The following is a 12,281-nucleotide window of genomic DNA, read 5'->3' on the forward strand; positions in this document are numbered from 1 at the left end:
AAACGCCAGTCGGATTTTTCCGCTGGCGTTTTGCACTTGTTAAGATGAGGTGGGTTGAATCAATGATTAAATGTACTGATTCAAGATGTTTTCAAATAATTCTTGCTTACCGCTGATTAGCTTCGGCTCGCCATTGGCCACGGCATAGCTGTGGAGGTCTTCCAACGTTAGTTTTCCTGCTTCAAAATCTTGGCCAGCGCCACTGTCAAACGAAGAGTAACGCTCGGTACGAAGTTTGCTGTACGGAGATTTTACCAAAATATCGTTGGCAATCACCAACGAACGCGCAAACGCATCCATACCACCGATGTGAGCGATGAAAATATCGTCGAGGTCGGTAGAGTTACGGCGAGTTTTTGCATCAAAGTTGATACCTCCTGCGGTAATCCCCCCTGCTTCAAGAATCACCAACATCGCTTCGGTTAACTCGCTTAGATTAATGGGGAATTGGTCGGTATCCCAGCCGTTTTGGTAGTCACCACGGTTGGCATCGATACTACCCAACATACCCGCATCGGCGGCCACTTGCAACTCGTGTTGGAAAGTATGTCCTGCCAATGTAGCATGGTTTACTTCGATGTTCAATTGAAAATCTTTCTCCAAACCGTACTGGCGCAAGAAGCCAATCACGGTTGCCGAATCGTAATCGTATTGGTGTTTGGTAGGCTCACAAGGCTTAGGCTCAATGAAGAACGTACCTTTGAAACCATTTTTGCGAGCATAATCACGAGCTACTGTCAAAAACTGCCCTAAGTGATCCAATTCGCGCTTCATGTTGGTATTGAGTAAGCTCATGTAGCCTTCACGACCGCCCCAGAACACGTAGTTTTCACCACCCAACGCAATCGTTGCGTCGATGGCGTTTTTCACTTGTACGCCCGCATGAGCCACCACATTGAAATCAGGGTTGGTCGATGCGCCGTTCATATAACGTGGGTTTGAGAATACGTTGGCCGTACCCCAAAGCAATTTTACCCCACTTGCTTGCTGCTTGCCTTTTGCATAGTCCACAATGGCTTGCATACGGCGTTCGTACTCCGAAATGCTTGGCCCTTCGTCCACCAAATCCACATCGTGGAAGCAGTAGTAAGGTACTCCTAGCTTCGTAATAAACTCAAATGCCGCGTCCATTTTATCTTTGGCACGCTCTACGGCATCTGCTTTGGCATCCCAAGGAAATACTTTTGTTCCTGGGCCAAAGGGGTCAGCGCCTGTTCCGCAGAACGTATGCCAGTAAGCTACGGCAAAACGCAAGTGTTCTTTCATGGTTTTTCCGCCAATGATACGGTTTTCATCGTACCACTTAAAAGCAAGCGGATTGTCTGAATCGCGACCTTCAAACTGAATTTTGGAGATGCCCTTGAAATATTCGGAATTTCCGAGTGTAACTGACATAAAATAAGTTAGTTTAAATGTTTTTTCGAAAGCGTAATTACTACTAAAAGAGCGAATTTTGCTTTCTTACTGATGCAAAAAAAGAAAATAATTGTCAAATTGACAATTTTGTATTTAAACTTGCACTTAACAATCTTTTTTCAAACCATCAAAAAACCGTCAATAGGCTATCATACAGCATATTAACTTTATTATGTGTATATAAAAAAAGACAAAAAAAATAGAAACACTGCCGCTTCTATACACAACTCTGACCGAGTTTTGGTAGTCTTTTTTACCTAAAACTGCGTAGTAAAGAAATCCAAGTATGGTAATTTATTGAGCAAAGTCTCTTTTGACCGAGAGAACCCAAAAATATTCTATGAAACTCTATCGTACCACCAATGGCTTTTATGCCGAGGCTGATGGCCAATTTTATAAAATCCCAACCTTTATTTGGGACGAACTTATCAACCGCGACGATTTGCACGCTTATTTGCGAACCACCATCGCTAGTCTTGCTCCCGAAGCGTCTTTCGACGAAAGCAGCATTGTGGCTCCCGTAGGAACGCAAGAAGTGTGGGCGTCGGGGGTGACGTACTATCGCAGTAAAATTGCGCGGATGGAAGAGTCAAAAGACTCAGGAGGCGATACCTTCTACGACAAAGTATATGATGCCGAACGTCCTGAGTTGTTTTTCAAAAGCCTTGCTCACAAAGTAGTGGGAAGCGGTGGCACGGTCAATATCCGTCCTGATTCGTCGTGGAACGTACCTGAGCCAGAATGGACGCTCTTTGCGACATCAACGGGAAAAATTGTTGGGTACACCATCGGAAACGACATGAGTTCGCGTAGTATTGAAGGAGAAAACCCACTTTATTTGCCTCAGGCCAAAGTCTATGACGGTTCGGCCGCGTTGGGGCCTTGTTTGTACGTACCCGCCGAGCCAATGGCTGTTACGACCACCATCGACATTGAAATTTTACGGAATGACGCAAAAGTATTTGAAGGCCGTACCACCCTCGAACAACTCAAACGCCGCCCTGAAGATTTGGTGAGCTATTTGTTTCGTTCTAATACCTTCACGACGGGGGTTTTCTTAATGACAGGAACGGGCCTTGTGCCTTCCAATGAGTTTACCCTTCAAGTAGGCGACGTCGTCAACATCCGCATTGATAAAATTGGTCAGTTGACAAACACCGTTGCGTTTGCTAAAGCTTAAAATACACCAATCTATATGCAAGATACACTCCCACAGGGCTTTATCCCTGTGATGCTCACCCCGTTTAAAGAAAATGGTGAGATTGATTTCGATGGTTTGACCCAACTTACTGAGTTGTATTTACAAGCAGGAGCAGCGGGTCTTTTTGCCAACTGCCTCTCGTCAGAAATGTATGAACTCAGCGAAGACGAACGCCTTGCCATTACACGTCACGTAGTGGAGGTGGCCAATGGCCGCGTGCCCGTGGTTGCGACAGGAACGTTTGGCGGGCCGATTGCCGAACAGGCTGAATTTGCCAAGAAAATTTACGCCACGGGGATTCAAGCAGTTATTGTGATTACCAGCTTGTTGGCCGATGCCAACGAATCGGACGAGGTGTTTATGGAGCGAATGAACGAGCTTCTTCACTTAACGCCAGGCGTCATTTATGGACTGTACGAATGTCCTGTTCCTTACAAACGTCTCGTTACGGCCAAAGATTTGGGAGAACTCGCCGCAACGGGGCGGGTGGTTTACCACAAAGATACGTCGCTCGACATTGACAATGTAAAAGGCAAAATCGCCGCCACCCAAGGGCAGCGTTTTGGGGTATATGATGCCTACATGGAGCACGCCGTGGCATCGTTGCAAGCAGGTTCAGCAGGGTTATCGTGTATTCAAGGGAATTTCTTCCCAGAGGTTATTGTGTGGTTATGCGCAAACTATAACAACCCTGCCCAGCAAGCAGGCATTGCCCGCGTTCAGCAGTTGTTGATTGAGACCATGCCCGTCATCCATTATGCCTATCCTACGGTTGCTAAGTACTACTTACAAAAACGCGGTTTCCCGATTTCGCTTTATACCCGTCGCAAGGTAGAAGAATGTACGGCAGAAGTAAAAACGGAAGTAGATGCACTCTATGAGCGCGTTGAGGCACTTTCCAAAGAACTGGGAATTAGCTAAATATTTTAGTAGGTATTCCTGCAAATCTGGGATTTAATTCTAGATTTGCAGGAATATCTACTAAAACACCTTCACGGTCAGCCACTATTAGGGCTGGCATTTTTTTTGCCTGTCTTTCACCAAACAATGACTGATAGCCATTAAAAATACCCTTCTCTGCGCTTTTCTTCCTAGTAAAACTAGCTACCTCTCCATGAAATCTTTTCTCTACTTCATCATCGCAATGGCTGGAGCCGTAAGTGCGTTGGCTCAGCGGCAAATTGTACCCGTTAATTTTTCTCAGGTGACGGTCAATGATTTTTTCTGGAAACCTCGAATTGAGAAAGTGCATTCGGCGACGCTCCCCGTGTGCATGACTTACACCGAAGACTCAACGGCTCGTATCCGTAATTTTGAAAATGCAGCCAAACGAAGCGGGCAGCATAAAGGCATTTATTTCGACGATTCGGATGTCTATAAAGTCATTGAAGGCATTGCGTACACCCTCAAAACCACGCCCGACAAAGCCTTAGAAGCCAAAACCGACGAGTGGATTGAGAAAATTGCGGCGGCGCAACTTCCCGATGGTTATTTGAATACGTACTATACGCTCAAGGGACTCGACAAACGCTGGACGGACATGGAAAAGCACGAAGACTACTGCTTAGGGCATTTGATAGAGGGGGCGGTGGCCTATTACGACGCTACCCAAAAACGTAAATTGCTCGATGTATCCATTCGATTTGCCAATCATTTTGATTCGACGTTTCGCCTTCAAAATCGACCTTGGGTAACAGGTCACCAAGAATTGGAGTTGGCACTGGTGAAACTCTACCATACGACCCAAAACGACCGTTACCTCAAACTCGCCGATTGGCTGATTGAGCAACGCGGCAAAGGAAACGGTCGCGGGCAGATTTGGACAGATAAAAATTTTGATGGCGCTCGCTATTGTCAAGACGATGTGCCTGTCCGTGAAATGACCGACATCAAAGGCCACGCCGTTCGGGCCATGTACCTTTACACAGGCATGGCTGACGTAGCTGCCGAAACGGGCGACCGTGGCTACACCCAAGCCCTCGAACGCGTCTGGGCCGATGTTGTAGAGCGAAACATGTACGTCACGGGCGGTATTGGTTCTTCGACCAAAAACGAAGGGTTCACGGTTGATTATGATCTTCCCAACGAATCGGCCTACTGCGAAACCTGTGCTTCGGTAGGGATGGTTTTTTGGAATCAACGTATGAACCTCTATTCGGGAGAGTCGAAGTACGTGGATGTGCTCGAACGTTCGCTTTACAACGGTGCATTGGCAGGTGTGCAGCTAACGGGAAATTTGTTTTTTTATGTCAACCCACTGGCTTCGTTTGGGATGCACCACCGCAAAGCTTGGTACGGCACAGCTTGTTGCCCTAGCAACGTTTCACGTTTGATGCCGTCGGTAGGAGGCTATATTTACAACACTTCGGCGAATACCCTGTGGGTGAATTTGTACGTTGGCAGCACTACTGAAGTGAAATTGGGAAATAACAAAGTGAAGTTTACCCAAAAAACCAACTACCCTTGGGCGGGTGAAGTAGAGTTTAAAGTTGTTCCCGACAGCAGCAAAGTTGACTTTGGAATGAAATTACGCATCCCTGCTTGGTGTGACAAATATACCGTGGAGGTTAATGGAAAAATGATTCCTAATCTCAATTTAGAAAAAGGCTACGTGACAGTTGCGCGCACATGGGCAAAAAATGACATTCTCAAACTTCGCATGGAAATGCCCGTCAAAGTCGTAGCAGCCGACCCGCGCGTACAAGCCAACGTAGGCAAACGGGCCATTCAGCGTGGTCCGCTTGTGTATTGCATTGAAGAGCAAGACAACCGTCATTTGGATTTTGACCAAATGGTGCTTTCGCCCAAAACCCAATTTACAACGGCATTTGAGCCTGCTTTGCTCGGTGGAGTCACTACGATTAAGGCCCAAAACGGAAGCGATAACTTCACGTTGATTCCCTACTATGCGTGGGATAACCGCCAAGCAGGCCGCATGAAGGTATGGATTGACTGGAAGGGGAAATAACGGCAAACGGTTCAGTATCGGAAGTTTAGCTTTGCATTAAGCTCAACTTCCGATAAAAACTTTTTTCTTCCTTCAAAAGCTCGTCGTGCGTGCCGCGTTCGATGATTTTTCCACCGCTTAATACCAGGATTTCATCAGCATGTTGAATAGTGCTGAGTCGGTGGGCAATGACCAAGGTCGTGCGGTTTTTCATCAAATTGGTCAGGGCTTCTTGCACCAATTTTTCCGATTCGGTGTCCAAGGCCGAAGTCGCTTCGTCCAAAATTAAAATCGGTGGATTTTTCAAAATCGCCCGCGCAATGCTCAAACGCTGCCGTTGACCACCTGAAAGTTTGGTGCCTCGGTCGCCGATGACCGTTTGGTAGCTATCGGGTTGTTCCACAATAAAATCGTGGGCATTGGCAATTTTAGCCGCCGCCATCACTTCGGCTTCGGTGGCCTCGGTGCCAAAAGCAATGTTGTTGAAAATGGTATCATTAAACAAAATCGACTCTTGCGTTACAATCCCCATTTGGTCGCGTAGCGATTTTGTGGTGATGGAGCGTAAATCCAGTCCATCAATCAAAATTTTCCCTTCGGTAGGGTCATAAAAGCGCGGAATCATATCCGCAATGGTCGATTTTCCCCCGCCAGAAGAGCCTACAAGCGCAACGGTTTTTCCTTTTTGAAGCGAAAAAGAGATATTTTGTAATACAGGAACTCCTTTTTCGTATTCAAACGAAAGATTTTTTACTTCAATTGATGCGTTAAACTGCTTAAACTCTTGAGCATTAGGGGCATCTTGGACTTCCAAAGGCATGTCAATCAAACGCATGATGCGCTCGCCTGACGCTACTCCGCGTTGGATGCCACTGATGGCGTTAGAAATCTCTTTGGCAGGCCGTAACACCTGTGAAAAAATAATGATGTACGTCACGAAGGTAGAGGCCGAAAGCTCAAAGTTGTCAGAAAGAACCATTGAGCCACCGTACAATAAAATTCCCGCTACGACCGATACTCCCATAAATTCCGACATCGGAGGAGCCAATTCTTGACGAAATACCATCCGCAATAACGCGTGACGATAGCCTTGGTTTTCTTCTTCAAAACGGCGACGAATGACTTTTTCGGCATTAAAACCTTTCACCACTCGAATCCCGCCAAACGTTTCGTCGAGGACGCTGATGATGTTACTCAAACGCTGCTGCACTTCCGAGGCCGATTCTTTGAGCTTTTTGGCTAATGTTCCAATAATAATTCCCGAAAGAGGAATGACGATGAGCGTAAAAAAAGTCAGTTTGACCGACATGGCAAAGAGCGTCACGAAGTAAAAAATGAGCGTAAACAACTCTTTAAATAACGCACTAAACGCCCTTCCGAGCGAGTTTTCGATTTCTTGGACGTCGGTAGTAACGCGGGAAATGAGGTCGCCTTTACGCTCGTTGGAGAAAAACGAAAGGCTCAAACGAATGGCACTGTCAAAGACCGCTTGGCGCAGCTGGGCTACGGTGTGCGCTTTAAAATTTTCAATGATTCGTATTGAAAGGTATTTAAAGACATTTGCCAGAAAAACGCACAACAAAATAGCTCCACAGACAAATTGCAACGCTCCTAGTTTGCCGTATTGTTGAATGGCGTGTCCAAAATAATATTGGAACAAATCGACCAAATAGGCGGCGTCGAAACGGAACGAGGGAAAAACCAGTTGAGACGGAATTTTTGCTTTCCCAAAAAGAACATCTAGTAAAGGTTGAATCAGTGTAAAATTGAGTACCCCAAACAAGCTACCCAATAAAGAGGTAAAAAAGTACGGCCCAACGTATCGGCTAAGCGGGCGGGCGTACTGTAAAATGCGCCAGTAAATTTTCATTTAGATGTGTAAATCAATTTTATCAATGCACAGGCCAACAAGTCCTCACGTTCTAAGTCAGGAAATTGTTGTAAAATATCTTCTATGCTATCGCCCGCTGCAAGGTATTCCAATAACCCTTCTACCAAGTACCTAGTATTTCGGATAGTAGGTTTCCCGTGCCCAATCGTAGGGTTTAACGTAATGCGAGTCAAGAAAGTAGTCTCCATACATTTGTATTTTGCTGCCAAAGTTACTAAATAAAGATAGTGATTGAAAATCATACATAATGTATCATTTTCCGTATTTTTGATAAAAACATAGACCTATGCAAACCTCCACTTCTGTCACTGTTGAAGAATATTTTGATTTACTTCAAAAATCTGATGTCAAACTAGAATACCATGCAGGTGAGGTAGTTGCGATGGCAGGTGCCCAGCCTGCTCATAATCGGATAGCAGCGAATCTTATTTATCTTCTTGAGGGCTGCCTTAGGTCAGGAGAGTGCTTCGTTTTTACCAGCGACCAACTTATCAAAATTGAAGGATGTCAAAAATATGTTTTTCCTGATTTGGTAATTGTTTGTGAAACACCCGTTTATGAGAAAGCGCCGAATGGGTTGGATGCGTTGGAGAATCCTGAAATCATTATTGAGGTCTTATCCGATTCTACCGAAGCCTACGATAGACTGGAGAAATTCGATTGTTACAAAACAATTCCTTCGTTTCGGGAATATGTACTTGTGTCATCTAAAAAGAAGAAAGTGGAAGTTATCAAAAAGTTGAGCGAGGCAGAGTGGCTAAGTCATACCTATAATGAAAACGATACTACGCTTCAAATCGGAGAATGTTCAATAGCTTTGGCCGACATTTATCATAAGGTGATGTTCGGTTAAAACATTCACGAAAAGTGAGTAGAAAACAGTTTTTAATATTTTTTAAAATATATTTGTACTTATTATAAACTGTTCCTGCCTTTATCGTGAAAATGAATCGAAAAATACTTGCTTATCTGTTCAAAAACAGGCTTTTAATAGGAGTGGGCGTGGCGGTCAGTTGTGTAACTACTGCTTGCTTTCTGAATGGAGGTAGTACGTCGGCGGCGACTGTTCCCGACGAGGTTGACTACAATTACCACATCCGACCTATTCTCTCGGATCGTTGCTTTAAATGCCATGGCCCTGATGCCAATAAGCGCGAAGCTGATTTGCGTTTAGATACCGAAGAAGCCGCCTACGCCGCGCTGAAAGACAATGCCAAACTTCATGCGATTGTCCCAGGAAAACCCGACGAGTCGGCGGTATGGCAACGCATTATCACCAAAGATACGGCTGAAATTATGCCGCCTTTGGAATCCAACCTCAAACTGAACGAACACGAGATTGCGCTGATTGAAAAGTGGATTAAACAAGGCGCTAAATACAAACCCCACTGGGCGTTTATTGCGCCAGAAAGACCAAAATTGCCCAGCGTTGACAACGATGCTTGGCCTAAAAACTCCATCGACTATTTTACGTTGGCTAAAATGGAAGAGAATGGCCTAAAGCCCAACGAGGAAGCCGATAAAGAACGGCTTTTGAAACGGGCGGCTTTGGATATTACGGGTCTTCCGCCTTCGCTTGAATTACAGGAACGTTTTTTGAAAGATGAGTCGCCCAATGCCTATGAAAAAGTAGTGGACGAATTGCTAAGTTCAAAACACTACGGTGAAAAAATGGCGATTCCGTGGTTAGATGCCGCTCGCTATGCCGATTCGCACGGGTACCAAGACGATGGACTACGGACCATGTGGCCGTGGCGCGACTGGGTGATTCATGCCTTCAATCAAAATTATAGCTACAGTAAATTTCTGACGTGGCAACTTGCGGGGGATTTGATTGTAAAACGCCAGAAAGGCAATCCCGCCGATCCGCGCATCAAAGAGGCATTGCTGGCAACGGGCTTTAATCGTAACCATAAAATCACGCAAGAAGGTGGGGTGATTGACGAAGAATACCGCATCGAATACGTAACCGACCGTACCAATACGTTTGGGAAAACGTTTTTGGCACTGACCTACGAATGTGCCAAATGCCACGACCACAAGTACGACCCCATTCTACAAAAAGATTATTACAGTGCTTTTGCCTTCTTTAACCAAGTGCCCGAAAAAGGTTTAGTAGGAACCATTGATGCTTCCTTTGCCGATCCTCCAAACCTCAAGTTGACGACCAAAGATGTCAAGAGTATTCTGACCTTTGTCAATAAAACCGATACTGCCGATGTGACGGTAATGGTGATGCAAGATTTGGATACGTTGCGCAAAACGCACGTGTTGGGCCGTGGTAATTATGACCAGCCGACCGATGTGGTTGGGGCTCAAATGCCAAAATTTTTACTCCCTTTTGATACCAAAAAATACCCCGAAAATCGCCTCGGGCTTGCCCAGTGGATGCTTGACCCCAAAAACCCACTGACCGCGCGAGTGTTTGTGAATCGGGTGTGGCAGGAGTTCTTTGGGCGTGGCATTGTCAAAACTGTTGGTGATTTTGGAATGCAAGGAGAGTTACCTTCGCACCCGCAGTTGTTAGACTGGTTGGCAGTGGATTTTCGTACCCACGATTGGAATATTAAGCGTTTGGTAAAACAAATCGTGATGTCGGCGACCTATCGACAGTCGGCCGTGATTACGAAGGAACATTTGGCCAAAGACCCTGAAAATGTGCTATTGGCTCGTGCCCCCCGAATGCGACTTTCGGCGGAGTTAGTGCGCGATTTTGTGCTGTCAACAAGTGGGCTGTTGAGCCCTGCCATTGGTGGGCCAAGTGTAAAGCCTTACCAGCCAAAAGGCTTGTGGGAAGTAGCGACGTCGGGGCGAGGAAGTCTTAAAAGTTATATCCAAGACCACGGCGATAGCTTGTATCGAAGAGGAATGTATGTTTTTATCAAACGAACGGTGCCGCCGCCGTCGATGTTGATTTTTGACGCTTCGAACCGCGACCAATGCGAGGTGAAACGCTCGCGAACCAACACGCCACTTCAGGCATTGGTGATGCTCAACGACCCTGTTGTATTGGAGTCGGCTAGGGTTTTGGCTGAGAAATTAGCCCTTGAGAAAATACCTGACGAAGACAAAATCAAGAAAGCATTTCGCATCGTCGTGTGCCGAACTGGAAAAGATAAAGAACTCAGTGTGCTTGAAAAATATTTTGAAAGTGAGCAATCGGTGTTTGCCAAAGACCCCAAAAAGGCCGCGAAACTGCTGAGTGTAGGAGAACGTCCGCAAGCACGAATCGCTAATCGTCCTATGGTAGCAGCCCTTATGCAATCCATACTGATGATGTATAACTTGGAAGAGGCGATTATGAAATAACTGGGCACGAACACACAACAATTCATTAGAACTATGAATAAGAACGAATTTTTTGAAAGCCGTCTGAATGTCAACCGTCGGCATTTTATGGGAAAAATGGCGGCGGGGATTGGTAGTGTTGCGCTGGGGTCTTTGCTTGTTCCTGATTTGTTTAAGGGGGCAGGTGATGATTCTGAAGAACTGCCTTTGGGGGTTGCTCAGTTTGCACCCAAGGCAAAACGAGTCATTTATTTGTTCCAAAACGGGGCTCCATCTCAGTACGAAAGCTTTGAATACAAGCCGTTGCTCAATAAAATGGCAGGCGAAGAACTCCCCGCCTCGATACGGATGGGACAACGCCTGACGGGAATGACGGCCAACCAAGCCAAGTTTCCGTTGGTTGGGTCTTATTTTAAGTTTGCACAACATGGGCAGTCGGGAATGTGGATGAGCGAGTTGTTTCCCAACATTGCCAATATTGCCGACGACCTCTGCATGATTAAAACCATGAACACCGAGGCCATCAACCATGACCCTGCACTCACTTTTATGCAAACAGGTGCGCAACAAGGTAACCGCCCTAGCATGGGGTCTTGGGTGAGCTATGGTTTGGGTAGTGAAAATAAAAACTTACCTGCGTTTTCGGTGTTGCTATCGCGCGGGAAGGGAAATGGACAAGGGGTGTATTCAAAACTTTGGTCCAACGGATTTTTGGATTCGACGCACCAAGGTGTGGTATTTAGTAGCGGCGAAGACCCGATTTTGTACCTCAATAACCCCGCAAATTCTGACCGAGCGTCGCACCGCAAAATGCTGGATAATCTGGCAGAACTGAACAACATGGCGTTCGACGATTTTGGCGACCCCGAAATCAAAGCCAAAGTGCAGCAGTACGAAATGGCGTATCGGATGCAAACCGCCGTTCCTGAGTTGACAGATTTGAGCAAGGAACCTGACCACATTGTAAAAATGTACGGCCCAGAGTGCTTGGTACCAGGGACGTTTGCCGCCAATTGCTTGTTGGCACGTAAACTTTCGGAAGCAGGGGTACGTTTTGTGCAATTGTATCACCAAGGTTGGGATCAGCACGGAAACATGGTAGGAGAGATGCCATTGCAAGCCAAAGATACCGACCGTGCTTCGGCGGCCTTGATTACCGATTTGAAACAACGTGGCTTGCTCGACGAAACATTGGTGATTTGGGGAGGTGAGTTTGGGCGTACCAATTACGGTCAAGGGACTTCAACCAAAGACAACTACGGCCGAGACCACCATCCACGGGCGTATTGCACGTTCATGGCGGGGGGAGGCGTAAAACCTGGAACGGTCTATGGCCAAACGGATGACTTTGGGTACAACATCGTGCGTGACCCCGTTCATATCAATGATTTTCACGCGACGGTGATGCACTTGATGGGTATCAATCACGAAAAGCTTACCTATAAGCACCTTGGCCGCCGCTATCGCCTGACCGACTTGGCTGGGAAAGTATTGCCTGGGCTAATTGCGTAATTGGCTGGAAGCCTGTTAATAGTCGT

At 46.2% G+C, this 12,281-nt stretch carries 9 protein-coding genes; 6 read left to right on the top strand and 3 right to left on the bottom strand.

The features are described 5' to 3' along the window. Nucleotides 1-66: 66 nt before the first annotated feature. Nucleotides 67-1,395, bottom strand: a complete 1,329-nt coding sequence (gene xylA / locus DTQ70_RS27765) for a xylose isomerase (protein WP_122933836.1) — start codon at nucleotides 1,393-1,395, stop codon at nucleotides 67-69. A gap of 361 nt (nucleotides 1,396-1,756) precedes the next feature. Between xylA and DTQ70_RS27770 the strand changes: the two genes are divergently transcribed. From DTQ70_RS27770 to DTQ70_RS27780, 3 genes are all read left to right on the top strand, one after another. After that, entirely contained in the window at nucleotides 1,757-2,596 is an 840-nt protein-coding gene (locus DTQ70_RS27770; protein ID WP_028525171.1) for a fumarylacetoacetate hydrolase family protein, read from the top strand. 15 nt (nucleotides 2,597-2,611) lie between these two features. Beyond that, nucleotides 2,612-3,538: a dihydrodipicolinate synthase family protein gene (locus DTQ70_RS27775; protein ID WP_122933837.1), complete on the top strand. Its 927-nt coding sequence runs from the start codon at nucleotides 2,612-2,614 to the stop codon at nucleotides 3,536-3,538. Nucleotides 3,539-3,731: 193 nt separating this feature from the next. Beyond that, nucleotides 3,732-5,585 (top strand): glycoside hydrolase family 127 protein, encoded by a 1,854-nt coding sequence (locus DTQ70_RS27780; protein WP_122933838.1) that lies wholly within the window; start codon nucleotides 3,732-3,734, stop codon nucleotides 5,583-5,585. 25 nt (nucleotides 5,586-5,610) lie between these two features. On the opposite strand, the gene DTQ70_RS27785 is transcribed toward DTQ70_RS27780, so the two are convergent. Next, on the bottom strand, nucleotides 5,611-7,434 hold the full coding sequence (locus DTQ70_RS27785) for an ABC transporter ATP-binding protein (protein ID WP_122933839.1): 1,824 nt from the start codon (nucleotides 7,432-7,434) through the stop codon (nucleotides 5,611-5,613). Beyond that, nucleotides 7,431-7,643: a DUF433 domain-containing protein gene (locus tag DTQ70_RS27790; protein ID WP_122934586.1), complete on the bottom strand. Its 213-nt coding sequence runs from the start codon at nucleotides 7,641-7,643 to the stop codon at nucleotides 7,431-7,433. The genes DTQ70_RS27785 and DTQ70_RS27790 overlap by 4 nt, the downstream gene beginning before the upstream one ends. A gap of 98 nt (nucleotides 7,644-7,741) precedes the next feature. On the opposite strand from DTQ70_RS27790, the gene DTQ70_RS27795 reads away from it, so the two are divergent. From DTQ70_RS27795 to DTQ70_RS27805, 3 genes are all read left to right on the top strand, one after another. Further along, the gene (locus DTQ70_RS27795; RefSeq protein WP_122933840.1) at nucleotides 7,742-8,308 is read left to right on the top strand and encodes a Uma2 family endonuclease; all 567 of its coding nucleotides are present in this window, start codon (nucleotides 7,742-7,744) and stop codon (nucleotides 8,306-8,308) included. A 92-nt stretch (nucleotides 8,309-8,400) separates the two neighbouring features. Continuing rightward, nucleotides 8,401-10,764: a PSD1 and planctomycete cytochrome C domain-containing protein gene (locus tag DTQ70_RS27800; RefSeq protein WP_122933841.1), complete on the top strand. Its 2,364-nt coding sequence runs from the start codon at nucleotides 8,401-8,403 to the stop codon at nucleotides 10,762-10,764. A 33-nt stretch (nucleotides 10,765-10,797) separates the two neighbouring features. Continuing rightward, entirely contained in the window at nucleotides 10,798-12,255 is a 1,458-nt protein-coding gene (locus tag DTQ70_RS27805; protein ID WP_122933842.1) for a DUF1501 domain-containing protein, read from the top strand. Nucleotides 12,256-12,281: the final 26 nt, after the last annotated feature.

It is taken from the genome of Runella sp. SP2 (genome assembly GCF_003711225.1).
In the GTDB taxonomy this organism is placed as follows: domain Bacteria; phylum Bacteroidota; class Bacteroidia; order Cytophagales; family Spirosomataceae; genus Runella.

Bases quoted from the DNA above. Each gene is read 5' to 3' on its own strand.
- xylA (WP_122933836.1), bottom strand. From the start codon at position 1,395: ATGTCAGTTACACTCGGAAATTCCGAATATTTCAAGGGCATCTCCAAA.
- DTQ70_RS27770 (WP_028525171.1), top strand. From the start codon at position 1,757: ATGAAACTCTATCGTACCACCAATGGCTTTTATGCCGAGGCTGATGGC.
- DTQ70_RS27775 (WP_122933837.1), top strand. From the start codon at position 2,612: ATGCAAGATACACTCCCACAGGGCTTTATCCCTGTGATGCTCACCCCG.
- DTQ70_RS27780 (WP_122933838.1), top strand. From the start codon at position 3,732: ATGAAATCTTTTCTCTACTTCATCATCGCAATGGCTGGAGCCGTAAGT.
- DTQ70_RS27785 (WP_122933839.1), bottom strand. From the start codon at position 7,434: ATGAAAATTTACTGGCGCATTTTACAGTACGCCCGCCCGCTTAGCCGA.
- DTQ70_RS27790 (WP_122934586.1), bottom strand. From the start codon at position 7,643: ATGGAGACTACTTTCTTGACTCGCATTACGTTAAACCCTACGATTGGG.
- DTQ70_RS27795 (WP_122933840.1), top strand. From the start codon at position 7,742: ATGCAAACCTCCACTTCTGTCACTGTTGAAGAATATTTTGATTTACTT.
- DTQ70_RS27800 (WP_122933841.1), top strand. From the start codon at position 8,401: ATGAATCGAAAAATACTTGCTTATCTGTTCAAAAACAGGCTTTTAATA.
- DTQ70_RS27805 (WP_122933842.1), top strand. From the start codon at position 10,798: ATGAATAAGAACGAATTTTTTGAAAGCCGTCTGAATGTCAACCGTCGG.